Source organism: Streptomyces sp. NPDC002054 (assembly GCF_040296685.1).
GTDB lineage: Bacteria > Actinomycetota > Actinomycetes > Streptomycetales > Streptomycetaceae > Streptomyces.
On sequence record NZ_JBEOXT010000032.1, the window covers coordinates 58,218 to 82,436 of the forward strand.

Genomic DNA, 24,219 nt, shown 5'->3' on the forward strand with positions numbered 1-24,219 from the left:
ACTGCCGACCGGGCGCGCCCCTTGAAGGACGCATCCGGACGGTCTGACATGAGCTCCACAGGCATTGCGGCCGACGGCCCGTCGGTCCGTACTGCTCACGGCTAGGCAGCCAGTGAATGATCCGCCAGCTCCGAAGCCCTGATCACACTCGGCGGCGCCTGGCCCGGCGGCGTCCTCATCGCCGTCAGCCAGTACAGGCGCATCCCCTCGTCCCGCAGGTTCACCGCCGCATTCTCATCGCGATCGTGTACGACACCGCACTCGGCGCAGGTCCACTCCCGAACGGAGACGTCGAGGCGAGGGCCCTTAGTACGGCACGCGGAGCAGAGCCGGGTCGACGGGAAGAACTTGTCCACGATCACCAGCGTCCGGCCGTACCACGCGCACTTGTAGTGCAGCTGCTTCAGCAGCTCACCCCACCCGGCATCTCGGATCGCCTCGTTCAGCCGCGCCTTACGCCGCCGGCCCTTGCCCACGGCCGGCCGCATCAGACCGGCGATCGACAGATCCTCCACCACGAGCACTTGGTTCTCGCGCACGAGGCGGGTCGTGAACTGATCCAGCAGATCCCGCCGGACATCACCGATCGACGCATACAGCCGGGCGATCTTCTCCCGCACCTTCTCCCGGTTCTTCGAACCCCTCCGCTTCCGATGCAGCTCCCGCTGCAGCCCGGCCAACTTCTTCTCGTACTTCTTCAACAACCGGGGATGAGCCAGCTTCTCCCCGTCGTCCAGCGTCACCAACGACGCCAGACCGAGATCCAGGCCCACCGCCTTCGGCGCCCGCGTTCCCGCGACGAATGCCTCCGGGAGCGCAGCCACCCGCTCCTCCACCAGCACCGACAGGAAGAAACGCCCCGCCCGGTCCCGCATCACCGTGAGCTTCACCGTCAGCTCGCCCGGCGGCAGCGCCCGCGACCACCGCACATCCAGCGGAGCCGACTGCTTCGCCAACGACACACTCGCCGTCCCAGGCCGCTCCGGATCCTCAACCCATCGGAATGCCGTCCGCACGTACGTCGCCGCATCCCGCGAACGGCGCTTCGTCTTCGGCTTCGGATACTTGGCCGACCCCCTGAAGAACCGGGAGAATGCCGCGTCCAGATGCCGCAGCGACTGCTGCAACACCGGCGCCGACACCTCCCGCAACCACGCCGTCTTCTTCACCTGCTTCCACCCGGTCAGCGCCCGGCAGGTCTCGGCGAAGCCCAACGACACCCGGTGCTGCTCCCAGGCCTTCACCCGGAGGGCGAGGCCTTCGTTGTAGACCCAGCGGCAGGCCCCGAATGTCTGGAGGAGCTGAGCCTCCTGGTCGGGGGTCGGATAGAAGCGGAAGCGGTAGACCCGCTGCTGAGCCCCTGCTGTCCTGATCAGGCCCTTGAGCGGGGTCGCCGTGCGGGCATGGTGTTTGACGCGCTCGCCCACCCCGAGCGCCTCGCGCTTGATCCGCTTGGCTTCCTCGCCAGTGACGCGCTCCATCACCCCTCCCCTCCGATCCGATCTTCAGAACGGCACATCAGTCCGTTCAACGAACAGGCGGATGAACGGTTACGGTCCTCGGCGGAACGTGATGGCCTCGGGAATCGGCCGCTGTGTAGAGTGATGGCGGCTCCGCGCGTGAGGGTTCACGGGCGGGTTTCAGGCCGCCTTAGCTCAGTTGGTAGAGCGCCCCACTTGTAATGGGAAGGTCGTCGGTTCGATTCCGACAGGCGGCTCCGTCCCAGGTCAGCGCAGTGCAGGCCGAGGGAATTCGTACGGAATCGAAGGCTCCGGATCGTCATCCGGGGCCTCTTTTTCGTGGGCTGGTGGTGGTGGGGCTCCGGCGGAAGGGGGGAGTCCTTGGCGGGGATCTGACAGTTCTTGTCAATTACCGGACACCGGTCTGTCGGTGCGGGGCCTAGCGTGAATCGCCTCCACCCCCTTCCGCGAAGGAGACCGGCATGTCCACCTCGAGGCGTGAGCTGCTCAAGCTCGCAGTGGCCACCGGAGGCGCGCTCACCGTCAGCGGCCTGCTCGTCCACCGGACCTCGGTGGCCGATGACGGTGGTGCCGCGGTGCCCGCGGCGGCGGCGGTCGGGCTGGCGCCCGTGGCCGCGCCGTTCCAGGTGGCGATGCCGGTTCCGCCGGTGCTGCGGCCCCAGTGGATGAGCGGCACCACGGACTACTACAGCCTGCCGGTCAAGGAGGCGTCGGTGGAGATCCTGCCCGGTCTCTCCACCCCGGTGCTGACCTACGGCGGTACGTTCCCCGGGCCGACCATCAAGGCCCGTTCCCGCCGCCGTACGGTCGTCAGCCAGCGCAACCACACCGCGGGCGGGACGTCCATGCACCTGCACGGTGCGGTGACGGACCCGGAGAACGACGGCGGGCCGATGGACCTGATCGCGACGGGTGCCGATCGCAAGTACACCTATCTCAACCCGCAGGTGGCGGCGACGCTCTGGTACCACGACCACGCCCACCACAAGGAGGCCGAGCACGTCTACCGGGGCATGGCCGGGGTCTACCAGCTGACGGATGCCAACGAGGAGTCGCTGCCGCTGCCGAGGGGCGCGTACGACGTGCCGATCGTGATCCGGGACATCGCGCTCAACGAGGACGGCAGTCTGTTCTTCAGCCATGACTTCTTCACCCGCAAGCAGATCCTGGTGAACGGCAAGCCCCAGCCGTACTTCAAGGTGGCCGCCCGCAAGTACCGGCTGCGGGTGATCAACGGGTCGAACCTGCGGCCGTTCGATCTGAAGCTGTCGGACGGCGGGGAGTTCGTGCAGATTGCCTCCGACCGGGGGCTGTTGTCCGCTCCGTACACGACGACGCGGCTGCCGCTGTCACCGGGCGAGCGGGCGGACATCATCGTCGACTTCTCCCGCTATGCGGCGGGCACCAGTGTGGTGCTGGAGAACACGCTGCTCGCCTCTCCGTCGACGAAGGAGATCATGCGGTTCGACGTGGGCCGCAAGGCGCCGGACTTCAGCTTCGTCCCGGCGCGGCTGGCGCAGCTGCCGGTGACCGAGGAGCCGGTGAACACGCGGACCTTCGAGATGAAGATGGACGCGGCCGGTACGGGCTATATGAACGGGAAGGTGTGGGACGAGAACCGGGTCGACACCACGGTGCGGTGGGGTGACACGGAGATCTGGGAGATCAAGAACCTGGATGCGCAGGTTCCGCACAACTTCCACATCCACCTGGTGGACTTCCGGGTGCTGGACATCAATGGTGTGCCGCCGGTGGCGGGCGAGGCGGGGCTGAAGGACACGGTGCGGGTGATGCCCGGTCAGACGGTGCGGATCCTGGTGTCGTTCAAGACGCCGTACGCCGGGCGGTACTACTACCACTGCCATCTGATCGACCACTCGGCGATGGGGATGATGGCCAACCTCGACATCGTCCGTTAGCGGGCGTCCGTCAGCGGGCGGCTGCCTGGGCCGTGGCGATCAGGGAGGTGAAGACCTCCCGGTTGTTCTGGTGTGCCGTGACCAGGGTGCGGGGGCGGCGGTCCAGGCCCGGCGGGGCGGGTGCGGTGGTGAGGGTGCAGGGTGCGTCGAATTCGACGTAGTGGTGGAAGTCCGTTTCGAAGCCGGTGAGGGTGACGGGGCGGGTGGCGGTGGCGAGGACGGCCTGGCCGGCGGCTTCGAGGAGGACCATGCCCGGTATGTGGTCGTGGGGGTGGTCGAAGAGGACCGGGTGGCTGGTGTCCACGCGGAGCCCGAAGTGGTTCGGGGTGTCGGTGGGGGTGAGGGTGACGTCGCGGGCCTCGCTGCGGCCGACCCGGTGTGCGGGGACGGGCTCGGCGGGGGCGGGGGCCTGGGCGAAGGCCAGGGCGGCGTCGGCGTATCTGCCGCGGAGGCGGTCGTAGATCGCGGCCGGGTGCGCGCTGTAGTGGATTTCGGCGGAGCCGGCGTACGTGTTGCCCACGGTGGCGATGACGTGGGCGGTCAGGCGGGCCGAGCCCAGGCGGCGGCGGGTGACGGCGGAGTGGGTGACGCGGAGGTCGGCCCGGACCGGGGCGCCGGTGGTGCGCAGGGCGGCGGGGTTGGCGTGGAAGCGGATGTGTTCCCAGCCCATGCGGTGGCCGACGGGTATGTCGTATGAGGTGTGGCAGACGAGCGCGAGGGCCTGGCGGATGCTCTCGGTGAGCAGCAGGGGGCTGTGGGCGCCGGGGGCCGGGGTGTAGAAGGCGTGGTGGGCGGGCCATTCGACCGTCACGGTCTGTGTGGTGGCGGTGTGGTGCTGCCAGCCGATGACGAGGGCCTCGTCCTGGTGCTTCTTACCGACATACTGCTTGGGGTCGGTCAGGGTTGCGGTGGTGCTGGTCATGGCGTTCGGCTTCCCCCCGGCGGCGCGTCTCCGGTTCCGGATCGGGCACGATCGGGTTCGGAGATCTGTTAAGAGAACATAGGCAATATTTTTTTTCCTGTCGAACGACGAAAGAGTGTGGACCGGGATGGTGCAGCGGACCGTCAAGCAGGACCGCGCTTTGCGGACGAGGGCGGCGCTCATCCAGGCGGGTGCGGAGGTCTTCGGTGAGCAGGGTTTCGCCGGCGCGAGCGTGACGAGGATTGCCGAGCGGGCCGGGATGACGTTGGGGGCGATGTATTTCCACTTCCCGTCCAAGGAGGCGTTGGCGCGGGAGATCGTGCGGTCGCAGCCGGATCTGGTGAGTCCGCCGTTGCCTTCGGAGGGGTTGCAGCATGCGGTGGATGTGACGCTGACGTGGGCTTATCAGCTTTTGACGGATGCGTTGCTGTTTGCCGGGGCGCGGTTGGTGATGGAGCAGGACCATTTCATTGCGCGGGAGGAGAACTCGCATCGGCAGTGGACGGATCTGCTGACGAACGATTTCCGGTTGGCGGTGAAGCGGCGTGAGCTGCGCAGGTCGGTGGATGTGGAGGCGCTGGCGCGGCTGATCGTCAATGCGTGTACGGGTGCGCAGATGCATTCGCATATGGAGACGGGTCGGGAGGATCTGCCGCAGCGGGTGGAGGAGACGTGGCGGTTGGTGTTGCCGGCGGTGGCGGTGCCGCGGGCGATCGAGGCGTTGCAGTTCGGGGAGGAGCGGGGGCGTCGGCTGTGAACCGCCCTTTGAGACCGGTCGTGGTGACGGGGGCCACGGGTGCGGTGGGCCGGTATGTGGCGCGGCGGCTGGGGGCGGCCGGGCGGGTGTTCGTACGGGATGCCGGGCGGGCGGCGGCGTTGGGGTTGCCGGGCCGGGTGGTGGTGGGGGATTACCGGGAGCCGGAGGGGTTGCGGGCCGCGTTCGAGGGTGCGGAGGCGGTGTTCGCGGTGACGAACAATCCGCTGCGGCCGGCGGATGACGAGAACATTCTGGCCGCGGCGCGGGCGGCGGGGGTGGGGCATGTGGTGAAGGTGTCCTGGCTGGGGGTGGCCGATCCGGGTGCGGAGGATCTGGTGGCGTCCTGGAACCGGGAGTGTGAGGAGCGGTTGCGCGGGTCGGGGTTGTCGTGGACGGTGTTGCGGCTGCGGACTCCGATGTCGAATGCGCTGGGCTGGGCGGCGGGTGTCCGTGCGGAGGGTGTGGTGCGGGCGCTGGGCGGGGATGCGGCGTCGGCTGTGGTGGATCCGCGGGATGTGGCGGAGGTGGCGGTGGCTGCGTTGCGGGATCCGGTGGCGCATGCGGGGAAGACGTACGGGTTGACGGGTCCGGTGGCGTTGTCGGCGCGGCAGCAGACGGTGGAGCTGGCGGAGGTGCTGGGGCGTCCGTTGCGGTTCGAGGAGCTGTCGGAGGAGCAGGCGCTGGCGGGGTGGCGGCGGAAGTTGCCGGAGCCGGTGGCGGAGGCGTTGCTGGCGGCGGCTCGGCGGCGGGCGGACGGGGCGGCGGCGTTGGTGCATCCGACGGTGGTGGAGGTGACGGGGCGGGCGCCGGGCACGTTCCGGGCGTGGGCGGAGCGGTACCGGGGGAGTTTCGAGTAGCTGCTGCCGGCTGTTGTCGGGTGGCTGCTGCTGGCTGGTGTTTCAGTGGCGGCCGGAGATGCGGTCGGCGAGGCGGGCGAGCGGGGTGGTGTCGGGGGTGTGGGTGGCTGCCTCGCGCCGGTCGGCTTCGCGGTAGGCGGCGTAGAGGGCGTGGACTCCGAGCCAGCGGAAGGGTTCCGGTTCCCAGCGGCGGACGCGGTGGTTGACCCAGGGGAGGCCGGTGAGTTCGGTGGGGCCGGCTTGGCCGGAGTCCTGTTGGACGAGGTCGCGGAGGGTGCGGGCGGCGAGGTTGGCGGTGGCGACGCCGGAGCCGACGTATCCGCCGGCCCAGCCGAGGCCGGTGGCGCGGTCGAGGGTGACGGTGGCGCACCAGTCGCGGGGCACGCCGAGGACGCCTGACCAGGCGTGGGTGATGTCGACGCCGGTGAGCTGGGGGAAGAAGTCGGTGAGGAGTGCGGTGAGGGCGTCGATGGTGGCGGGCTGGGTGCGGCCGTCGTTGTCGGTGCGGCTGCCGAAGCGGTAGGGGATGCCTCGGCCGCCGAGGGCGATGCGGTCGTCGGCGGTGCGCTGGGCGTACATGTAGGCGTGTGCCATGTCGCCGAGGGTGGCGCGGTCGGTCCAGCCGAGTTGCTGCCAGGTCTCCGGGGGGAGGGGGGCGGTGACGATCATCGAGGAGTTCATGGGGAGCCAGGCGCGCTTCTGGCCTTTGAGGGCGGCGGTGAATCCTTCGGTGCAGCGCAGGATGTAGGGGGCGCGGACGGTGCCGTAGGGCGTGACGGCGCGTTTCGGGGCGATCTCGGTGACCGGGGTGGACTCGTGGATGGTGACGCCGAGGCGGGTGCAGGCGTCGGCGAGGCCGGTGACGAGTTTTGCGGGGTGGATGCGGGCGCCGTGGGGGCTCCAGGAGGAGCCGACGGCGTCGGCGATGTTGATGCGGGCGCGGGTGTCGGTGGCGTCGAGCAGGATGCGGTCGGTTTCACCGAAGGCGGTTTCGGCCTCGTGGAAGGCTTTGAGGCGGGTGAGCTGGGCGGGGGTGCGGGCGACTTCGAGGACGCCGCCGTGGTGGATGTCGGCGTCGATGCCTTCTTTGGCGGCGGTGTCGATGACCTCGGTGACGGTGTCGTTCATGGCCTGCTGGAGGCGCTGGGCGGCGTCCTGGCCGTGGAGCCGGGCGTAGCGGTCGCGGCCGGCGATGCCGTTGTAGAGCCAGCCGCCGTTGCGGCCGGAGGCCCCGTACCCGCAGAACTTCTGTTCGAGGACGGTGATGCGGAGGAAGGGGGCGGCCTGCTTGAGGTAGTAGGCGGTCCAGAGGCCGGTGTAGCCGCCGCCGACGATGACGACGTCGGCGGTCGCGTCGGCGGTGAGGGGTGCGCGGGGCGGCGGGGTGCCGTCGGCTGCGTACCAGAAGGAGATGCCGCCGTTGATCGTCGTGCTCGTCATGGGGGAGTTGGTACACCGCGTTCCGTACGTGTGTCCAGGGTGTGGGCGTATCGGCCGGATGGCCGAGGTGGGGGGTGGGGGTGATCGATTAGCCTGACCCGGGCAGGTTTGTCTGCTTTTCATGTTGTCCGGGAGGATTCGGGTTGATGGTGGGCGTACGGAGGACAGGGCGCGCGGGACGCGCGGGGCGCGTGGGGCGCGTGGTGGCGGCGGTCGTGGCGGCGGCGCTGCTGGGCGGGGCGGTGGCCGGCTGCGCCGGAGGCGGCGGCAGCGGCGACCGGGCCGAGGCGGGTCCGGACACCGTACGGACCAGCCCGATCGCCGCGGAGCTGGCGAAGCTTCCGGCGCGGGTGGACGGGGCGAAGGTCGTGGTCGGGCAGCCGGACGCGCCGCACACCGCGCAGGTGCTGGTCGACCCGCGGTGCGCCGCCTGTGCGCAGTTCGAGGCGACCGGCGGCGAGGCGCTGCTGAAGCTGGCCGGCGCGGGCAAGGTGAAGATCGAGTACCTGCTGGCCTCCTTCCTGGACCAGGGCGGGGCGAGCGGTTCCGCGAAGGCGGTCAATGCGCTGCGCGCCTCGGTGGACCAGGGCAGGTTCGCCGAGTACCACGCGGCCGTGTTCGCCAGTCAGCCCAGGGGGAAGTTCACCGACGGGCACCTGCTGGCCGTTGCCGACCGGGTGCCGGGGCTGCGCGGGACGGCCTTCGACAAGGCGGTCGCGGACCAGACGTACCGGGAGTGGGTGACGGAGGCCGAGCAGGGCTTCGAGGAGACCGGCGCGCAGGGCACCCCGCTGGTGCTGGTGGACGGCCGGCCGACGGGGGCGCGGGACGGCTCGATGTTCGAGGCGGAGGGCTTCGCCGAGACGCTCAAGGGCGTGGGCGTCGCCTAGCCTCGGGTCATGGTCGAGATTCCGGGTGCCTTCGTCGAGGCGCAGCTGCTGTTCAACGGTGCGGAGGGGCGGGCCTTCATCGAGGCGCTGCCCGGGCGGGCGGCGGAGTTCCTGGAGCGGTGGGAGTTGCGCCCGTCCGGGCCGGCGATGCACGGGGTGGCCGCGCTGGTGCTGCCCGTGGACCGGGCCGACGGCACCCCGGCCGCGCTGAAACTGCAGCCGGTGGACGAGGAGACGGCGGGGGAGCCGGCCGCGCTGCGCGCCTGGGGCGGGCAGGGCTGCGTACGGCTGCTGGAGCACGACGAGGCGACCGGGACGCTGCTGCTGGAGCGGCTGGACGAGCGCAGGCACCTTTCGGCGGTCGCCGCGGCGGACCCGCGGCGGGCGGTGCAGGTGATCGCGGAGCTGCTGGCCCGGCTGACGGCGGTGCCGGCGCCGCCCGGGATGCGGGGGCTGGGCGATATGGCCGCGGGCCTGCTGGCCGCCGTACCGGAGGCGGTGGGGAAGCTGCCCGACGGACGGGAGCGGGAGCTGCTGCTCGACTGTGCGGCTGCTCTGCGGGAGGTGGCGGGCGAGCCGGGGGACCGGCTGCTGCACTGGGACCTGCACTTCGACAATGTGTTGGCCGGCGGGCGGGAGCCGTGGCTGGCGATCGATCCGAAGCCGCTGGCCGGCGATCCGGGCTTCGATCTGATGCCGGCCATCCGGAACCGGTTCGACCACGACGAGGTGCGGTGGCGCTTCGACCTGCTGACCGAGGTGCTGGGGCTGGACCGGGAGCGGGCCCGGGGGTGGACGCTCGGCCGGGTGCTGCAGAACTGCCTCTGGGACATCGCGGACGCCACGGTCGCCGACGGCGCGTACGAACTGGACGGGGAGCAACTCGCGGTGGCCGAGCTGCTGTTGAGTCTTAGGCTGCCGTCATGATTCGAAACGCCACGGTCGCCGACGTTCCCGCCCTCCACGGCCTGATCCGTGAGCTCGCGGAGTACGAGAAGGCACTGCACGAGGTCCGGTCCGACGAGGAGCAGCTGCGTACGGCCCTGTTCGGGGCGCAGCCGGCGGTGTTCGCGCATGTCGCGGAGGACGAGTCGGGCGAGATCGTGGGCTTCGCCCTGTGGTTCCTGACGTTCTCCACCTGGCGCGGGGTCCACGGCATCTACCTGGAGGACCTGTACGTCCGGCCGGAGGCGCGCGGTGGCGGTCACGGCAGGGCGCTGCTCGCCGAACTGGCGCGGACCTGTGTGGAGCGAGGGTACGAGCGGCTGGAGTGGTCGGTGCTGAACTGGAACGAGCCGACGATCGGCTTCTACGAGTCGCTGGGTGCCCGGGCGAAGGACGAGTGGACGATGTACCGGCTGACGGATGCCGGGCTGGCGGAGCTGGGGTCCTAAGCATGGGCGTGGTGAAGCGGGCCCGGCGGCCCGAGGTGCGGCTGCCCGGGCTGTCGGCGCACGGTGGCGGGCTGGAGCCGGACGGCGACTACGACGGCCTGGAGTTCGACGGGCTGGACCTGGGCGGGCAGCACGGGGGCGGGGCCCGGTTCATGGACTGCCGGCTGGCGGGTTGCGGCCTGGACGGGACGCGCCTGGTCAAGGCGCGGATCCTGGACTGCGTACTGGAGGGGCTGCGCGGGGTCGGGACGGATCTGGCGGAGGCGACGCTGCGGGACGTGGAGCTGACCGAGGCCCGGCTGGGCGGGGTGCAGCTGCACGGGGCGGCCCTGGAGCGCGTACTTGTACGGGGCGGGAAGATCGACTACCTGAACCTGCGGACGGCGCGGCTCAAGGACGTGGTGTTCGAGGGCGTGGTGCTGGTGGAGCCGGACTTCGGGGACGCCGTGCTGGAGCGGGTGGAGTTCCACGACTGCGTGATCCGCCGGGCGGACTTCAGCCGGGCCCGGCTGACGGACGTGGATCTGCGGGCGGTGGCCGAACTGGACATCGCCCGCGGCCTGGACCGGCTGGCCGGAGCGGTGATCAGCCCGGCGCAGCTGCTGGACCTGGCACCGGCCTTCGCGGCGCAGCTGGGCATCCGGGTGGAGGCGTAGCCGCGGCGCGGACAGGGCCTAGGCCGGGACGCGGGGGAAGCGGGACTGGAGGGTCCAGATGGCGGGGTTGTCGGCCAGGCCGTCGTGCATGTCGGTCAGGTCCGCGATCAGGTCGTGGAGGAAGTCCCGGGCCTCGCGGCGGAGCAGGCGGTGGCTGAAGGTCAGCGGGGCCTCCTCCGGCGGCATCCAGTCCGCCTCGATGTCCACCCAGCCGAAGCGGCGCTCGAAGAGCATGCGGTCGGTGGACTCGGTGAAGTCGAGCTCGGCGTACTGCCGGTTCGCGGAGCGGCTGCCGCGCGGGTCCTGGTCGAGCTGCTCGACGATGTCGCACAGCGCCCAGGCGAAGTCGAGGACGGGCACCCATCCCCAGGCTGTGGATACTTCCCGGTCCTCCTTGGTGTCGGCGAGGTAGACGTCCCCGCAGAACAGGTCGTGGCGCAGCGCGTGGACGTCCGCGGACCGGTAGTCGGTCTGCGGGGGGTCCGGGAAGCGCCGGGAGAGGGAGTAGCCGATGTCGAGCACGTATCCGATGGTGTCACGCCCGGGCCGGGCTCACGGCAGGAGGCGCTGTTCCTTGGCCACCGCCACCGCGCCCGCGCGGGTGTCCACGCCGAGCTTGTCGTAGATCCGGCCCAGGTGGGTCTTGACGGTGGCCTCGCTGATGAACAGGGCGCGGGCGATCTCCCGGTTGCCCAGCCCGTGCGCGAGCTGCCCCAGAATGTCCAGCTCACGTTCCGTCAGCGTCGGCCGGGAGCCGCGCATATGGGCCATCACCCGGCTGGCCACCGGCGGGGACAGGGTGGTGCGGCCCTGCGCGGCCGAGTGGATGGCGGCGAACAGCTCCTCCGGCCGTTCCGCCTTCAGCAGGTACCCGGTGGCGCCGGCCCCGATGGCCCGGGTGATGTCGGCGTCCGTGTCGTAGGTGGTGAGGACCAGGACGTGCGGGGGCCGGCCCGGCAGCGCGGTGATCCGGCGGGTGGCCTCCACCCCGTCGATGCCGTCGCCGAGCTGGAGGTCCATGAGGACCACGTCGGGGTGCAGCTTGGCGGCCAGGGCCACCGCCTCCTCGCCGCTGCCGGCCTCGCCCAGCACCTCGATGTCGGGCTCGCTGCCGAGCAGGGCGAGCAGGCCGGCCCGGACCACGACGTGGTCGTCGCAGAGAAGGATCGTGGTGGACATGGTTACGGGGTCTCCAGGGGGAGTGCGGCGGAGAGGACCGTGCCTTCGCCGGGGGCGGATTCGATGGTCAGGGTGCCACCCAGCCGCTGCACCCGGGCGCGGATGGCGGGCAGGCCGTGCCCGCGGTCCTCGGCGCGGGGGTGCCGGGCTTCTTCGGTGAAGCCGTGGCCGTCGTCGGCGATGTCCAGCACCACCTGGTCGCCGAGGAAGCTCAGGGTCAGCGCGGCGGCCCGGGCCCCGGAGTGCTCCCGTACGTTGGCCAGCGCGCCCTGGGCGATGCGGAGCAGGGCCGACTGGGTGCGGTCCGGTAGCGGCACCGGGGTGCCTTCGAGATGGAACCGGACGGTGATGCCCGGGCCGGCGTCCAGCGCGCGGAGCGCTTCGGGCAGCTGGGCGCCGTTGTCGAGCTCGCGCGGAGCCAGGTCGTGGACGAGCCGCCGGGCCTCGGCGAGCCCGCGGGCGGCGATCTCGGTGGCGGTCCGCACGTGCGCGCGGGCGGTCGCCGGATCGGCGTCCCAGGTGCGGTCGGCGGCCTGGAGCAGCATCTGCTGGCTGGACAGGTGCTGGGCCAGGGTGTCGTGGATCTCCATCGACAGCCGCTGCCGCTCGGCGAGGGTGCCTTCGCGGCGCTCGGTGGCGGCGAGCTCCCGGCGGGTGCGGATCAGGTCGTCGATCAGCGCGCGCTGGGCGGTGGCCTGCCGTTCCATGTGGACGAAGACGGCGGTGGCGAGGGCCGCGACGGCCGGCGGGGCGAGGAGGAGGTTCGGGTCGAACTGGCGGGCCAGCTGGAGCTGGGCGAACACGACGAACACGGTGAGCAGGGCGACGAGGGCGATCGCTGCGCGGGGCGGGAGGGTGCGCAGGGCGGTGTAGAAGAGGGGCACGGCGCACCAGGCGAAGCTCGGGGCGAGCAGGACGAGGACCACCCAGGTGGCCACGACCAGGCCGAGCCAGAACAGGCGGCGGGCGGTGGGGCGCGCGCCGAGGACGGGGCCGAGGACATAGAGCAGGGCCAGGGCGATGCTGAGGGCGATGACCCAGGGGGTGCGGGGCTCGCCGGGGTGGCGGAGCAGGAAGCGGGCGAGGGAGGCGCCGAGCAGGAGGAAGAACGCGGTGTGCATGACCGCGGCCAGGGCGCGCGTGCCATGGGCTGCGCCTGCGCGTGGAGGGTGCTGGCCTGTGCTCACGCCGGTCCTTTCGGGATCTGCCTCTACATCCATCGTGCCGTGCCCGCCACCGGCCGAACCGCAGCCCCACCCCCGGTCCCGACGGGCCTGCGCTCGGCCCCCCGGGGCTCCGCCCGCGGCCCTGGGGCTGCGCCCCGGACCCCGTCGGACGCTGGCCCGCGCCCCGAGGTCGCGTACGGGCTCGGAATAGGTAACTCGGCGGGGGAGCGGCTTCGCATCAGCCGATTGGATGACACCCGGGTCAGCCGGATCGTCGCGCAGGGCGAGCCGGTACGGGGACGGGTGGGGGTGCCGGGCGGCAGCAGGATCGGAGGTGCAGCAACGGAGTCCTCACCCAGCCAGGGAGCAGCAGCATGAACACCCGTACCCGTGTCCTCACCGGTGCCGCCCTCGTCGTCGCCCTCGGCGCCGGAACCTTCGGTGCCGTTACAGCCAGTGCCGCCCCGTCCGCCCCCGCCGCCACCAACGCCACCGCCAAGAAGAGTGACGAGCGGAACTTCACCACCTCCACCCACCTCACCATCGACGCCGCGACCCGCGCCGCCCAGGCCGCGCTGAACGCCGCCGAGAAGGAGAACCAGCGGGTGACGGTCGCCGTCGTCGACCGCAACGGCAACACCATCGTCACCCTGCGCGGCGACGGCGCCGGCCCGCAGTCCTACGAGTCGGCCCAGCGCAAGGCGTTCACCGCCGTGTCCTGGAACGCCCCGACCTCCGTGCTCGTCGGCCGCCTCGCCCAGGCGCCGAACCTGAAGGACATCCCCGGCACCCTCTTCCTCGGCGGCGGTACGCCGGTCCAGGCCAAGGGCGCCCCGGTCGCCGGCATCGGTGTGGCCGGTGCCCCCAGCGGTGACCTGGATGAGAAGTACGCCAAGGCCGGCGTCGAGGCCCTGGGGAACTGAGAGCCGACCTAAGAGACTGAGCGCCCCAGCAGCAGCGCGCGCCTTAGGATCGGGCCTGTGGATCACCGCACGCTCTTCCGGTTCGCCGCCCCCTCCGTCGCCGCCCTGCTCGCCCTCACCACGGCGTGTACGGGCGGCACGGTGCAGGGGCGGCCCGGTGCGTCCGGGCTGCGCGACCCGTACTTCCCCAAGGCCGGCAACGGCGGGTACGACGTCCGGCACTACGACCTGGACCTCGCCTACCGGCCCGACAGCGGCGAGCTGGACGGCACCGCCGTGATCACCGCCCGGGCGCTGCAGGGCCTGAGTTCCTTCAACCTCGATCTCGCCGGCCTCGACGTCGAGAGCGTGACCGTGCAGGGCGAAGGCGCCCGGTTCAACCGGACCGGGCAGGAGCTGACGATCCGCCCGGCCGAGGACCTGAAGAAGGGCGAGGAGTTCCGCACGGTGGTGCGGTACTCCGGGAAGCCCAAGGTCGTCACGGACCCCGACGGGTCCGAGGAGGGCTGGATCCGGACCACCGGCGGGGCCGTCGGGGTCGGCGAGCCGACCGGCTCGATGGCCTGGTTCCCCGGCAACCACCACCCCGCCGACAAGGCCGGCTACGACATCTCCCTCCGCGTCCCGAAGGGGTACGAGGCGGTCTCCAACGGGCAGTTGGTCTCGCGGGCCGACCGGAATGGGGACAGCGGCGACAGCGGCGAGACCGTGTTTCGGTGGCGGTCGGGCGAGCCGATGGCCAGCTATCTGGCCACCGCGGCCGTCGGGAAGTACAAGATCTCCACCGCCACCACCGCCTCCGGGATCCCGGTCTACAACGCGGTGGTGCCGGACCAGGCGGCGAAGAGCGCGGAGGCGCTCGGTCGGATCCCGGAAATCGTGGACTGGGGCAGCGGGCGGTTCGGGCCGTACCCGTTCTCGGCGGCGGGCGCGATCGTCGAGGAGGAGGGCGCGCTCGGGTACGCCCTGGAGACCCAGACCAGGCCGGTCTACCCGGGGGCGCCGACCGCGGATCTGGTGGTCCACGAGATGGCCCACCAGTGGTTCGGCAACTCGGTGTCGCCGAAGTCCTGGAAGGACATGTGGCTCAACGAGGGCTTCGCGACCTACGCCGAGTGGCTGTGGTCCGAGGACCACGGCGGTCCCACCGCCGAGGAGCGGTTCACCGCCTTCGACGAGGGGGACACGGAGGTCGATCCGTCCGCCGACTCCGAGTGGTGGGAGTTCCCGCCGGCCTCCCCGCCCGGCCCCGAGGACATTTCGGGGACGCCCGTGTACTACCGGGGCGCGATGGTGCTGCACCGGATCCGGCAGGAGGTGGGGGACAAGGCGTTCTTCGACCTGCTCCGCGGCTGGGCCGCCGAGCACCGGCACGGGAACGCGAGCACCGCCGATTTCACCGCGTACGCGGAGCAGAAGACCGGCCACGACCTGGACAAGGTGTGGAAGACGTGGCTGTACGGCGAGGACCGGCCCTCCGCCTGAGCCGTAGCCGTAGCCGTAGCGTACGGGCGCCCCGTCAGAGGGGTTTGTGGAGGACCGTGCAGGCGCGGTCCGCCTCGCGGTCCCGGCCGGAGCGCAGGACCGTGTACCCCTGGGCCTGCCAGAACGCCAGTCCGCCCGGATTGTTGTCGAGTACGGCCAGTCGTACGCCGGACCGGCCGGCCGCCCGGAACCGGTCCTCGAGCAGGCCGGCCAGGATGCGGCCGTACCCCTCGCGGTGGGCGGTGGCGTCGATCAGCAGCAGCCCGATCCACGGGTCGGGGTCGGCCGGGTCGGGGTGGTGGTCGAGGGTGGCCGCCAGGCCGATCAGCCGGCCGGCGGAGCGGGCCAGCAGCACCCGGGCGCCGTCGTGCGCGAGTTCGTCGGCGAGCGAGGCCGCGACCTGTTCGACGGTGATCCTGGCCGGGTTCGGGAAGTCCCCGGTCAGCTCGAAGAAGGCCCGGTTGGTGGCGTACAGGGTGGCGACCTCGGTCAGGACCGGGCCGGGCAGGGCGCCGTCCACCGGGACGAGCGGTTCGATGATCATCAACAGACCGTAGCGAAGGCCCCTCCCCGGACGGCTGGGAGGGGGCTTCGGCCAGTGGTGCACCGGTCCGCGGGCCCGGGGCCCGCGGACCGCTACCGGGGGACTCAGACGTTGACGCCGAAGTCCTGCGCAATGCCGGTCAGGCCGGAGGCGTACCCCTGGCCGACCGCACGGAACTTCCACTCCGCGCCGCTGCGGTAGAGCTCGCCGAAGACCATGGCGGTCTCGGTCGCCGCGTCCTCGGAGAGGTCGTAGCGGGCGATCTCGCCGCCGCCGGCCTGGTTGAGCACGCGGATGTACGCGTTGCGGACCTGGCCGAAGTTCTGGCTGCGGGAGTCGGCGTCGTAGATGGACACCGGGAAGACGATCTTGTCGACGTCGGCGGGCAGGCCCGCCAGGTTGACGTTGATCGCCTCGTCGTCCCCGGCACCCTCGCCCGTCCGGTTGTCGCCGGTGTGGACGATGGTCTGGTCCGGGGTGGACTTGTTGTTGAAGAAGACGAAGTGGCTGTCGGAGACGACCTTGCCCGTCGCGTTCACCGCGATGGCCGATGCGTCCAGGTCGAAGTCCACCCCGGTCGTCGTCCGGACGTCCCAGCCGAGACCGACCGTGACCGCGCTGAGGCCGGGCGCCTCCTTCGTGAGCGAGACGTTGCCGCCCTTGGACAGGCTTACCGCCATCGGATGTCCCTTTCCTCGAATTCCTCGAAACCAAGACCGTGTGGTCAAGCTATCGCTGACTGTCATAACGCGGCGAGGGGGCGCGAAGGTTCCGCCCCGCGTGCGGATGTGCGAAATGGAGGTGACGGGGCGTGCGGCCGGGCGGGACTATGGGGGGCATGCCTGGTCCCTATGTCATCCGCGGTTCGGTCGTGCTGCCCGAGGCCGAGCTCACGTGGCGCTTCTCGCGTTCCTCGGGGCCCGGCGGACAGCACGTCAACACCTCCGATTCCAAGGCGGAGCTGAGTTTCGACCTCGCCGCCAGCTCGGCGCTGCCCGAGGTGTGGAAGGCGCGGGCGCTGGAGCGGCTGGCCTCCCGGCTCGTGGACGGGGTGGTCACCGTCCGGGCGTCCGAGCACCGCTCGCAGTGGCGCAACCGCGAGATGGCCCTGGTGCGGCTGGCCTCGCTGCTGGCGGAGGCCACCGCCCCGCCGCCGAAGCCGCGCCGCGCGACGAAGATCCCCCGCGGGATCAACGAGCGCCGGCTGCGCGAGAAGAAGGCCCGTGCGGAAACCAAGCGAGGCCGCTCCGGCCGCGACTGGTAACCCGCTCCCGGCCGGCCCGGGCCGGCCTACGCGCTCAGGTGGCGGTAGCCGCCCTTGAAGTAGGTGAGCGGGCCGGCCGCCGCCGAAGGTACGGAGGCGCTGAGCACCCGCGCCACCACCAGGGTGTGGTCCCCGGCCTCGGTACGGGACTCCGTACGGCATTCCAGGGTGGCCAGCGCGTTGTCCAGCAGCGGTGCCCCGGAGACCTCGCCCCGCGACCACGGCAGGTCGGCGAAGAGCAGCCGGTCGCTGATCCGGCCCTTCATCGCGAACCGGCCGGCCACCTGGCGCTGGCCCTCGGCCAGCACCGACACCGCCCACAGCGGCTGTTCGGCCAGCAGGTCGTCCATCCGGGAGCCCTCCCGCAGGCTCACCAGCACCAGCGGCGGGTCCAGCGAGACGGACATGAAGGCGGTGGCCGTCATGCCGACGTCCTCGCCGCGCGGGCCGTCCTCGGTCAGCGGCGGTTCGTGCGCGGTCACCAGCACCACGCCCGCCGCCAGCCGGGACATGGCGGCCCGGAAGTTCTCGTTGCTCACCCCTTCAGCATGAGGGGTCGGCCGTTCTGCGAGTTCGGCGCGCTCGGCTCGTTCGGCATGTTCGGTACGGGGGGTCGTCTTCAGCACGTCCGAACGCTAGTCTCGCGTTTCCGTGCCCCGCATCGGACCTCAGTCCGAACCCGCCCCCGACGGCCTCGGGCGCCCGGCCTAGGACTAGCGACCCTCCCTCACCCCCTCCCTTATCTCCATATCATGTGACTTGAGTCACAGAGGGCAAGATTTGTTGACCCTGTGTACCTGCCGCACAGCTCACTGTGATTCAGTGGACGGGACACCGCAACGAAACGCCGATGACAAACCTGGAGTTGCTGTCGAGGTCTCGGGGAGAGCGAGCAATGGAGACCGAGTCGGAGCCGTACGTCCGTCTTGCGACCCTGCGGCAGCTGCACCAGGTGGTGGCCGAACTCAACACGGCCCGGAGCCTGGCGGACACTCTGCAGACCGTCGTGGACGGCATCGTCGTGGGCCTCGGCTATGAACTCGCCTGTGTCAACCTCGTCCGCCCCGACGGGGATCTCGTCGTCGCCGCCTTCGCCGGCGACCCCGCCGCCGAAGCCCTGATCACCGGCCGGGTCGGATCCCGCGGCTCCTGGGAACGCCGGCTCTCCATGGGCGAGTCCTGGGACGGCCTGCGCTTCATCCCGCACACCGAGGGCTGGGTCCTGCTGGAGGACGACGTGCCCCAGTGGCACACCGACGGCCCCGAGCCCCGCTTCAAGGACGAGTGGCACCCCGAAGACCGGCTGTACGCGCCGATGTACGCCTCCGGCGGCGAGCTGCTCGGGGTCATCTCGGTGGACCGGCCGCGCAACGGCCGCCGTCCCGGCGCCTGGGGGCGCGAAGCGCTCCAGATGTACGCGTTCCAGGCCGCCATTGCGATCAGCAACGCCCGGCTGCGCGCGAACATGCAGCGCGCCCTGGTCCGGCTGGAGCGCGAGCAGCAGGCGCTCCGGGCGAGCGAGGAGTCCTTCCGGCAGGCTTTCGAGTACGCGCCCAGCGGTATGGCCATCGCCGAAATGGGCGGGGACCAGCACGGCCGGCTGCTGCGGACCAACGACGCGCTGTGCCGGCTGCTCGGCCGGCCGGCCTCCGTGCTGCGCCGCTACTCCTTCTCCGACCTGGTCCACCCCGAGGACATCGGCACCCTGCTGCGGACCTCGGCCGAGGGCGGCCGGGCGGAGCTCCGGCTCGGCCGCCGCGACGGCACCTACGTATGGGTCTCGCTCCGTAATTCGGTGGTCGCCGACGCCGCCGACGGCCCGCGGTTTCTGCTCACCCATGTCGAGGACATCGAGGAACGCAAGCGGCACGAGCTGCAGCTCGCCCACCGGGCCAGTCACGACTCGCTGACCGGCCTGCCCAACAGCGCCGAGCTGCGGGCCCGGCTGGGGGCCCGGCTGTGCCGCCGTCCGCAGTCGGTGCGGGCCACCGCGGTGGAGGTGCTGGACGCGGCCTTCGAGGAGCGGGGCCGGCCCGGCGAGCCGGCCGGCTCCGGTGAGCACGGGCACGGCTTCCGGCCGGACGGCTACGCCGACCCCTTCGAGTACGCCGGGGCGGGCGCGGGCGCGCCAGGGGCGCCCGGGGGCGTCGGCGCCCCGGCGGCGGGCGGCCCGTACGACCACCATGTGCACACCGTGGCCCCCGCCGGTGACCTCGACGACGGCAGCAAGGGCCTCGCGGTGCTCTTCTGCGATCTGGACGGCTTCAAGTCGATCAACGACCGGTTCGGTCACCACACCGGTGACGCGGTGCTCATCGAGGTCGCCCGGAGGCTGACGACGGGCGTCAGGGACGGTGACACCGTCGCTCGGCTGGGTGGTGACGAATTCGTCGTCCTCGCCGACGGACTCGGTGCCGCCGACGCCGCCGATCTTGCCGTCCGGCTGCGGAACGCGATCATCCCGCCGATCCGGGTGGACGGCCGTGCAGTGCGGGTGGGGGCCAGTTTCGGCATCGGCTGGGCCAGCTGCGGCATGTCCGCCGACGAAGTGTTGCGCTCCGCCGACCAGCGGATGTACATCGAGAAAAGAAGCCGATCCAAGGCGCACCGCCGGGCCGGCTGACGCGATCCACAGCCCGTGGGTGCACGTGTTCGGGGTAGGCTCCCGTGGGTCGAAAGGAGTGACCTGCGATGACCACGCCCGCGAACAAGCCCGAGGACGACGATCCGTTCGGCTACCTCTACGCGGACGGCCAGGCTGCCGGTGCCGCCCCGCCCCCGCCGGGCGGTGGATACGGCTACCCCGGCCCGACGGTCGGTGGTCAGCCCGGCGTCCAGCCCGGCGTGCCGCGGACCTCGTACAACCAGGTGCGTACCGTCGGTGAGCGGACGTACGGCGGGCAGCGCGGAGCCGTTCCGCCGCAGGCCCAGCCGCAGCCGCACTATGCCGCCCCGGAGGCGATCCAGGCCGGGGGGTACGGCGTGCCCCCGCAGGCCCCGCCCCCGCAGCACACCCAGCCGATCCCGTCGCGCGGCGGTCACGGCGGCGGTGGCGGCGGCTCGTCCCGCCGCGGCCTGCTGATCGCGGCGGTCGCCGTGGTCGCCGCGGTGGCGATCGGCATCGGCGCGGCCGTGACCTTCGGCAAGGACGGCAAGGACAAGAAGGACGGCACCGGCACCCAGGCCGGCGGCGGCCAGACCCAGTCGGCGCCCCCGCAGAACTCGGCCAGCCCGGAACCGAGCACCTCGAAGTCCTCGGCCCCGACCCTGCCCAAGGGCGACGCGGGCGGCCCGGGCATGGCCATCGCGGGCGGCGCCCAGCTGCAGAGCACGGTGCCGGGTGCGAAGTCCGAGGGCGGACAGTACGTCGGCAACTTCAACCAGGTCGGCGCATCCGTGACCTGGACGGTCGACGCGCCCAAGCAGGGTGAGTACACCTTCCGGGTGTTCTACGGTGTGCCCGGCAAGGACGCCAACGCGACCCTGTCGATCAATGGGGCCGCGCAGGGTCGTGCGATCAACATGAAGAATTTTTCGAAGGCCGCCGAGGGTGACTGGGCCAAGGGCTGGACCAACACCTACTCGTACATCAACCTCAAGCAGGGGACGAACACCATCAAGATCTCCTGCGAGGCCGGCAATCAGTGCGAAGCGATCATCGATCAGTTCTCGCTGTCCAGCCGTTGACCCTTGTGGCGGGCTGAGTTGTTCGCCGCCCCGGTGCGGGCGGCGAGCAATCCGTCGGCCACGGCCCGTCAGATGCGGCCCGCCTCAACGCAGTAGATGGCCACCCAGCCGATGCGGCCCCCGTAGGTGACCTTCACCCAGTCGTTGCCCGACGGTCCGCCGCTCCAACAGCTGTAGGAACCGCCGTCGTAGTTCCGATTGCAGGGCATCGCCGTGCACGCGACCTTGGTGTTGGGGTTGCTGATTGTGGCGATCTTCGCCCCGCTTGTGCTGGCGGAAGCGCGGATGTTGAACGGGTGGTTGCCGTTCATCCAGACTCCGGCTTCCTCGTCGGCGGCGCTGCTGGAGCTCGCCGCCCCCAGAACGGCCGCTGCGGCGAAGCCGGTTGCCACCAGCGCGGACCTCAACTTGTGCATCACGCGAACACCCTTCTATTGATCGAACGTCAGTTCGATTCCAGGGTACGGTCGGAACCTGCCGCGATGGCGCGAGCGGCGGCTATTTGGCCGAAATGGCTGGGTGTATGGCTAAATCGACTTAATGTGGACTGCTGGCAGGAGGCCGGCATAGTCGGCGGGGTCGAACTCTCCCGCCGCCGGGGCCCGGACCGTGGCCGCCGACAGGGCCACCGCCCGGGCGAGCCGCTCCGGCCAGTCCAGGCCCTCCGCCAGTGCCGACAGCAGGCCCGCCACCGCCGAGTCGCCCGCGCCCGTCGGATTGCCGGCCAGGGCCTGTGGCGGGGCCGCCTGCCAGGTGCCCTCCGGGGTGGCGGCCAGCAGGCCCGCCGGGCCCAGGGAGGCCACCACCGCATGGGCGCCGCGCCGGCGGGCCGCCAGGGCGGCGGGCAGCGGTTCCCGGGAGCCGGTCAGCTCGGCCAGCTCCGTGGCGTTCGGCTTGATCAGGTCGGGGCGGGCGGCCACGCCCCGGCGCAGGGCCTCGCCGCCGGTGTCCAGCAGGACCGGGACCCCGGCCGCGCGGGCCGCCCGTACCAGGACGGCGTACGCGCCGACCGGCAGGCCCGGCGGCAGGCTGCCGCACAGGGCGACCGCGCGGGCGGTGCCGAGCAGCTCCCGGTAGCGGTCCTGGAAGCGGGCCCACTCGGCCGCCGAGATGACCGGGCCGGCCTCGTTGAACTGGGTGGTGTCCCCGGTCGTCGCATCGACCACGGCGACCGTGCGGCGGGTGCTCCCGGCGCACGGCACCAGCGCGTCCTGGATGCCGTCCAGGGATCCGCGGAGCACCTCGCCCGTCGGGCCGCCCGCGAAGCCCGTGACGGTCGTCCGGTGCCCCAGCGCGGCCAGCACCCGGGCCACGTTCACGCCTTTGCCGCCCGGGCGTTCGCGTACGTCACAGACGCGGTGCGAGGCGTGCGGGAGCAGCCGCGGAACGTGGTACGTCACGTCCAGCGCGGTGTTCAGCGTGACGGTCAGGATCATGGCACCCCCCGGTCGGTCGGTGCCGGGGATCATGCCAAACGGAGGGCGCCGCGCCCAGCCCCCCGGGCCGACCCGCCTCCGAGTCCGTCGGGCCGTGCCGCTCCCGACGGGCCGGTCAGCCGAGCGGGTTGACGATCCATTCGCCGTGCCGCATGACTCCCTTGAGGTCGAAGTCCGCGTCCAGGACCACCAGGTCGGCGTACTTGCCCGGCTCCAGCGAGCCGACCCGGTCGTACAGGCCGAGCAGCCGGGCGGGGTTCGCCGAGATCGCCTCGACCACCGATTCGACCGGGAGCCGGTCGAGGGTGACGGACCGTTTGAAGGCGGTGTCCAGGGTCAGGGTGGAGCCCGCGATCGAGCCGCCCTCGACCAGCCGTGCGACGCCGTCCCTGACCTCCACCTCCAGCGGGCCGAGGTGGTAGATGCCGTCGCCGAAGCCGGCCGCGTCCATCGCGTCGGTGATCAGCGCGACCCGTCCGGCGCCCGCGTGGTGGAAGGCCAGTTCGAGCATGGCCGGGTGCAGGTGGGTGCCGTCGTTGATCAGCTCGACGGTGACCCGCTCGTCCTCCAGCAGCGCGGCGATCGGGCCGGGCGCGCGGTGCTCCATGCCGGGCATCGCGTTGTAGAGGTGGGTGGCGACGGTGGCGCCCGCGTCGATGGCCTGCCGGGTCTGGTCGTACGTCGAGTCGGTGTGCCCGATGGCGGCGATCACCCCGTGCTCGGCGAGCAGGCGTACGGAGTCCAGCCCGCCCGGGAGTTCGGTGGCCAGGGTGACCATCCGGGCGGTCCCGTGGGCGGCGTCGATCAGCTTGCGGACCTCCGCCGGGTCGGGGTCGCGCAGCAGGTCCTCCTTGTGCGCGCCCTTGCGGCAGGGGGAGATGAACGGGCCCTCGAAGTGGATGCCCGCCAGGTCGCCCTGCTGCACCAGCTCGGCCAGCAGGCCGGCCCGCCGGGCCAGTTCGTCGAGGTCGCCGGTGACGGTGGAGGCGACCAGGGTGGTGGTGCCGTGCTCGCGGTGCGTGGCCACGCCCCGGAGCACCTCCTCCGGGGTGCCGGAGGTGAAGGAGGCCCCGCCGCCGCCGTGGTTGTGCATGTCCACGAAGCCGGGGATCAGCCAGTGTCCGGACAGGTCGACGGTCTCGGCGCCCTCGGGCGCGCTGCCCGCGATGCGGTCGCCGGTGACGATGACCCGGCCGCCTCTGACGGTCCCGGTGGGCAGCACCACCCTGGCGCCGGAGAGAACGGTGCTGTGTGCGCTTCCGGACATCAGGCTGGTACCTCCGTGGCGAGTAGATCCCAGGCGAGCAGCCCTGCGCCCAGGCATCCGGCGGTGTCCCCGAGGGCGGCCGGAACGATGTGGGGCAGCCGCTGGAACGTCACGCGTTCCCGGACGGCCGTCCGTAGGGGTGTGAACAAGGTTTCCCCGGCCTCGGCGAGCCCGCCACCGATGATCAGCATGCGGGGGTCCAGCAGGGTGAGGGCGGTGACCAGGCCGTCGGCGAGGGCGCCGACGGCGGCCTGCCAGACCTGGTGCGCGCGGCTGTCGCCGGCCGCGACGGCCCGGGCGCAGTCGGCGGCGTCCGCGCCGGGGTCGCCGCAGGCGGTGGCCCAGGCGCGGCTGACGGCGGCGGCGGAGGCCAGGGTCTCCAGGCAGCCGTGCTGGCCGCAGCCGCAGGCGGGGCCGCCGGGGCGGACCACGATGTGGCCGATCTCGCCGGCGTAGCCGTGGGCGCCGGCCTCGATGCGGCCGGCGATGCCGATGGCGCCGGCGATGCCGGTGCCCAGCGGGACGAAGAGGAAGCGGTCGGCGCCGCGGCCGGCGCCGATCCGGCCTTCGGCGAGGCCGCCCGTGCGTACGTCGTGCCCGAGGGCGACGGGGATGCCGCCCAGGCGGCTGCCGGCGAGCTCGCGCAGCGGTACGTCGCGCCAGCCGAGGTTGGCCGCGTACACGGCGAGGCCGTTCTCGGCGTCGACGATGCCGGGGACGGCGATTCCGGCGGCCGAGGCGGGCCGGCCGTACCGCTGCACGCCCAGGGCGTGCAGCTCGGCGGCGAAGTCGAGGATCGACTCGACGACGGCCTCCGGGCCCCGGTCGCGGCCGGTCGCGCGGCGCGCCTCGTGCAGCAGGGAGCCGTCCTCGGCGACGAGGGCGGCCTTCATCCCGGTGCCGCCCACATCGAGGGCGATGACGTGTTTCACGGGTTTCACGGGTGACAGTC

General features: G+C 71.8%; 25 protein-coding genes and 1 tRNA gene. 13 read left to right on the forward strand and 13 right to left on the reverse strand.

Annotated elements, in window-relative coordinates; translation table 11 throughout:
* Positions 1-101: 101 nt before the first annotated feature.
* Complete coding sequence (locus ABT123_RS26890) at positions 102-1,481, reverse strand: RNA-guided endonuclease InsQ/TnpB family protein (protein ID WP_351319209.1); 1,380 nt, start codon at positions 1,479-1,481, stop codon at positions 102-104.
* A 163-nt stretch (positions 1,482-1,644) separates the two neighbouring features.
* Here ABT123_RS26890 and ABT123_RS26895 point away from each other — a divergent pair.
* Positions 1,645-1,717, forward strand: a tRNA-Thr gene (locus ABT123_RS26895).
* 225 nt (positions 1,718-1,942) lie between these two features.
* The gene (locus ABT123_RS26900) at positions 1,943-3,400 is read left to right on the forward strand and encodes a multicopper oxidase family protein (RefSeq protein ID WP_351319211.1); all 1,458 of its coding nucleotides are present in this window, start codon (positions 1,943-1,945) and stop codon (positions 3,398-3,400) included.
* A gap of 10 nt (positions 3,401-3,410) precedes the next feature.
* Here ABT123_RS26900 and ABT123_RS26905 read toward each other — a convergent pair whose 3' ends face one another.
* Positions 3,411-4,322: a ScbA/BarX family gamma-butyrolactone biosynthesis protein gene (locus ABT123_RS26905; protein ID WP_351319213.1), complete on the reverse strand. Its 912-nt coding sequence runs from the start codon at positions 4,320-4,322 to the stop codon at positions 3,411-3,413.
* A 127-nt stretch (positions 4,323-4,449) separates the two neighbouring features.
* On the opposite strand from ABT123_RS26905, the gene ABT123_RS26910 reads away from it, so the two are divergent.
* Together ABT123_RS26910 and ABT123_RS26915 are read left to right on the forward strand one after the other, a co-directional pair.
* Positions 4,450-5,079, forward strand: coding sequence for a ScbR family autoregulator-binding transcription factor (locus tag ABT123_RS26910; RefSeq protein ID WP_351319215.1), 630 nt, complete (start codon positions 4,450-4,452; stop codon positions 5,077-5,079).
* A complete protein-coding gene (locus tag ABT123_RS26915) occupies positions 5,076-5,936 on the forward strand; it encodes an NAD(P)H-binding protein (protein ID WP_351319217.1) in 861 nt (286 codons plus the stop codon). Before ABT123_RS26910 ends, ABT123_RS26915 begins: the two co-directional genes overlap by 4 nt.
* A gap of 42 nt (positions 5,937-5,978) precedes the next feature.
* Here the strand turns inward: ABT123_RS26915 and ABT123_RS26920 are convergent, their stop codons facing one another.
* Complete coding sequence (locus ABT123_RS26920; protein ID WP_351319219.1) at positions 5,979-7,376, reverse strand: NAD(P)/FAD-dependent oxidoreductase; 1,398 nt, start codon at positions 7,374-7,376, stop codon at positions 5,979-5,981.
* Positions 7,377-7,567: 191 nt separating this feature from the next.
* Here ABT123_RS26920 and ABT123_RS26925 point away from each other — a divergent pair, with 191 nt between their 5' ends.
* Genes ABT123_RS26925 through ABT123_RS26940 form a run of 4 tightly spaced genes read left to right on the forward strand, consistent with a single transcriptional unit; the run spans position 7,568 to position 10,316 of the window.
* Entirely contained in the window at positions 7,568-8,266 is a 699-nt protein-coding gene (locus ABT123_RS26925; protein ID WP_351319221.1) for a DsbA family protein, read from the forward strand.
* 9 nt (positions 8,267-8,275) lie between these two features.
* Positions 8,276-9,193: an aminoglycoside phosphotransferase family protein gene (locus tag ABT123_RS26930; RefSeq protein WP_351319223.1), complete on the forward strand. Its 918-nt coding sequence runs from the start codon at positions 8,276-8,278 to the stop codon at positions 9,191-9,193.
* On the forward strand, positions 9,190-9,660 hold the full coding sequence (locus ABT123_RS26935) for a GNAT family N-acetyltransferase (RefSeq protein ID WP_351319225.1): 471 nt from the start codon (positions 9,190-9,192) through the stop codon (positions 9,658-9,660). Before ABT123_RS26930 ends, ABT123_RS26935 begins: the two co-directional genes overlap by 4 nt.
* Before the next feature lie 2 nt (positions 9,661-9,662).
* Positions 9,663-10,316, forward strand: a complete 654-nt coding sequence (locus tag ABT123_RS26940; protein WP_351319227.1) for a pentapeptide repeat-containing protein — start codon at positions 9,663-9,665, stop codon at positions 10,314-10,316.
* An 18-nt stretch (positions 10,317-10,334) separates the two neighbouring features.
* Here ABT123_RS26940 and ABT123_RS26945 read toward each other — a convergent pair whose 3' ends face one another.
* The 3 genes from ABT123_RS26945 to ABT123_RS26955 are packed head-to-tail and all read right to left on the reverse strand — an operon-like array spanning position 10,335 to position 12,715.
* Positions 10,335-10,838, reverse strand: a complete 504-nt coding sequence (locus ABT123_RS26945; RefSeq protein WP_351319229.1) for a hypothetical protein — start codon at positions 10,836-10,838, stop codon at positions 10,335-10,337.
* Positions 10,839-10,868: 30 nt separating this feature from the next.
* Positions 10,869-11,495: a response regulator gene (locus ABT123_RS26950; RefSeq protein WP_351319231.1), complete on the reverse strand. Its 627-nt coding sequence runs from the start codon at positions 11,493-11,495 to the stop codon at positions 10,869-10,871.
* A 2-nt stretch (positions 11,496-11,497) separates the two neighbouring features.
* Positions 11,498-12,715, reverse strand: a complete 1,218-nt coding sequence (locus tag ABT123_RS26955; protein ID WP_502971062.1) for a sensor histidine kinase — start codon at positions 12,713-12,715, stop codon at positions 11,498-11,500.
* A gap of 320 nt (positions 12,716-13,035) precedes the next feature.
* Between ABT123_RS26955 and ABT123_RS26960 the strand changes: the two genes are divergently transcribed.
* A complete protein-coding gene (locus tag ABT123_RS26960) occupies positions 13,036-13,584 on the forward strand; it encodes a GlcG/HbpS family heme-binding protein (RefSeq protein WP_351319233.1) in 549 nt (182 codons plus the stop codon).
* A 57-nt stretch (positions 13,585-13,641) separates the two neighbouring features.
* A complete protein-coding gene (locus ABT123_RS26965) occupies positions 13,642-15,069 on the forward strand; it encodes a M1 family metallopeptidase (protein ID WP_351319235.1) in 1,428 nt (475 codons plus the stop codon).
* A gap of 34 nt (positions 15,070-15,103) precedes the next feature.
* Here ABT123_RS26965 and ABT123_RS26970 read toward each other — a convergent pair whose 3' ends face one another.
* Together ABT123_RS26970 and ABT123_RS26975 are read right to left on the reverse strand one after the other, a co-directional pair.
* Positions 15,104-15,613 (reverse strand): GNAT family N-acetyltransferase, encoded by a 510-nt coding sequence (locus ABT123_RS26970; RefSeq protein ID WP_351319237.1) that lies wholly within the window; start codon positions 15,611-15,613, stop codon positions 15,104-15,106.
* Positions 15,614-15,717: 104 nt separating this feature from the next.
* On the reverse strand, positions 15,718-16,293 hold the full coding sequence (locus tag ABT123_RS26975; RefSeq protein WP_150208500.1) for a TerD family protein: 576 nt from the start codon (positions 16,291-16,293) through the stop codon (positions 15,718-15,720).
* Between the two features lie 149 nt (positions 16,294-16,442).
* On the opposite strand from ABT123_RS26975, the gene arfB reads away from it, so the two are divergent.
* Positions 16,443-16,877, forward strand: a complete 435-nt coding sequence (gene arfB / locus ABT123_RS26980; RefSeq protein ID WP_351319239.1) for an alternative ribosome rescue aminoacyl-tRNA hydrolase ArfB — start codon at positions 16,443-16,445, stop codon at positions 16,875-16,877.
* 26 nt (positions 16,878-16,903) lie between these two features.
* On the opposite strand, the gene ABT123_RS26985 is transcribed toward arfB, so the two are convergent.
* Complete coding sequence (locus tag ABT123_RS26985) at positions 16,904-17,389, reverse strand: flavin reductase family protein (protein ID WP_502971065.1); 486 nt, start codon at positions 17,387-17,389, stop codon at positions 16,904-16,906.
* 383 nt (positions 17,390-17,772) lie between these two features.
* Between ABT123_RS26985 and cdgB the strand changes: the two genes are divergently transcribed.
* On the forward strand, positions 17,773-19,500 hold the full coding sequence (gene cdgB, locus ABT123_RS26990; RefSeq protein WP_351319243.1) for a diguanylate cyclase CdgB: 1,728 nt from the start codon (positions 17,773-17,775) through the stop codon (positions 19,498-19,500).
* A 68-nt stretch (positions 19,501-19,568) separates the two neighbouring features.
* Complete coding sequence (locus ABT123_RS26995; protein WP_351319245.1) at positions 19,569-20,564, forward strand: CBM35 domain-containing protein; 996 nt, start codon at positions 19,569-19,571, stop codon at positions 20,562-20,564.
* A gap of 68 nt (positions 20,565-20,632) precedes the next feature.
* Here the strand turns inward: ABT123_RS26995 and ABT123_RS27000 are convergent, their stop codons facing one another.
* The 4 genes from ABT123_RS27000 to ABT123_RS27015 form a co-directional block, all read right to left on the reverse strand.
* Positions 20,633-20,980: an SH3 domain-containing protein gene (locus tag ABT123_RS27000; protein WP_351319246.1), complete on the reverse strand. Its 348-nt coding sequence runs from the start codon at positions 20,978-20,980 to the stop codon at positions 20,633-20,635.
* Positions 20,981-21,091: 111 nt separating this feature from the next.
* Positions 21,092-22,000, reverse strand: a complete 909-nt coding sequence (locus ABT123_RS27005) for a 1-phosphofructokinase family hexose kinase (RefSeq protein WP_351319247.1) — start codon at positions 21,998-22,000, stop codon at positions 21,092-21,094.
* Positions 22,001-22,115: 115 nt separating this feature from the next.
* Complete coding sequence (gene nagA, locus ABT123_RS27010; protein WP_351319249.1) at positions 22,116-23,267, reverse strand: N-acetylglucosamine-6-phosphate deacetylase; 1,152 nt, start codon at positions 23,265-23,267, stop codon at positions 22,116-22,118.
* On the reverse strand, positions 23,267-24,199 hold the full coding sequence (locus ABT123_RS27015) for an ROK family protein (RefSeq protein ID WP_351319332.1): 933 nt from the start codon (positions 24,197-24,199) through the stop codon (positions 23,267-23,269). Before ABT123_RS27015 ends, nagA begins: the two co-directional genes overlap by 1 nt.
* Positions 24,200-24,219: the final 20 nt, after the last annotated feature.

Coding starts and splice junctions, on each gene's coding strand:
- ABT123_RS26930 (WP_351319223.1), top strand. CDS start 8,276: ATGGTCGAGATTCCGGGTGCCTTCGTCGAGGCGCAGCTGCTGTTCAAC.
- ABT123_RS26910 (WP_351319215.1), top strand. CDS start 4,450: ATGGTGCAGCGGACCGTCAAGCAGGACCGCGCTTTGCGGACGAGGGCG.
- ABT123_RS26890 (WP_351319209.1), bottom strand. CDS start 1,481: ATGGAGCGCGTCACTGGCGAGGAAGCCAAGCGGATCAAGCGCGAGGCG.
- ABT123_RS26975 (WP_150208500.1), bottom strand. CDS start 16,293: ATGGCGGTAAGCCTGTCCAAGGGCGGCAACGTCTCGCTCACGAAGGAG.
- ABT123_RS26905 (WP_351319213.1), bottom strand. CDS start 4,322: ATGACCAGCACCACCGCAACCCTGACCGACCCCAAGCAGTATGTCGGT.
- ABT123_RS26960 (WP_351319233.1), top strand. CDS start 13,036: ATGAACACCCGTACCCGTGTCCTCACCGGTGCCGCCCTCGTCGTCGCC.
- arfB (WP_351319239.1), top strand. CDS start 16,443: ATGGGGGGCATGCCTGGTCCCTATGTCATCCGCGGTTCGGTCGTGCTG.
- ABT123_RS26935 (WP_351319225.1), top strand. CDS start 9,190: ATGATTCGAAACGCCACGGTCGCCGACGTTCCCGCCCTCCACGGCCTG.
- cdgB (WP_351319243.1), top strand. CDS start 17,773: ATGGAGACCGAGTCGGAGCCGTACGTCCGTCTTGCGACCCTGCGGCAG.
- ABT123_RS26970 (WP_351319237.1), bottom strand. CDS start 15,613: ATGATCATCGAACCGCTCGTCCCGGTGGACGGCGCCCTGCCCGGCCCG.
- ABT123_RS26995 (WP_351319245.1), top strand. CDS start 19,569: ATGACCACGCCCGCGAACAAGCCCGAGGACGACGATCCGTTCGGCTAC.
- ABT123_RS26985 (WP_502971065.1), bottom strand. CDS start 17,389: ATGTCCCGGCTGGCGGCGGGCGTGGTGCTGGTGACCGCGCACGAACCG.
- nagA (WP_351319249.1), bottom strand. CDS start 23,267: ATGTCCGGAAGCGCACACAGCACCGTTCTCTCCGGCGCCAGGGTGGTG.
- ABT123_RS26940 (WP_351319227.1), top strand. CDS start 9,663: ATGGGCGTGGTGAAGCGGGCCCGGCGGCCCGAGGTGCGGCTGCCCGGG.
- ABT123_RS27000 (WP_351319246.1), bottom strand. CDS start 20,980: ATGCACAAGTTGAGGTCCGCGCTGGTGGCAACCGGCTTCGCCGCAGCG.
- ABT123_RS27005 (WP_351319247.1), bottom strand. CDS start 22,000: ATGATCCTGACCGTCACGCTGAACACCGCGCTGGACGTGACGTACCAC.
- ABT123_RS26950 (WP_351319231.1), bottom strand. CDS start 11,495: ATGTCCACCACGATCCTTCTCTGCGACGACCACGTCGTGGTCCGGGCC.
- ABT123_RS26955 (WP_502971062.1), bottom strand. CDS start 12,715: ATGGATGTAGAGGCAGATCCCGAAAGGACCGGCGTGAGCACAGGCCAG.
- ABT123_RS26920 (WP_351319219.1), bottom strand. CDS start 7,376: ATGACGAGCACGACGATCAACGGCGGCATCTCCTTCTGGTACGCAGCC.
- ABT123_RS26900 (WP_351319211.1), top strand. CDS start 1,943: ATGTCCACCTCGAGGCGTGAGCTGCTCAAGCTCGCAGTGGCCACCGGA.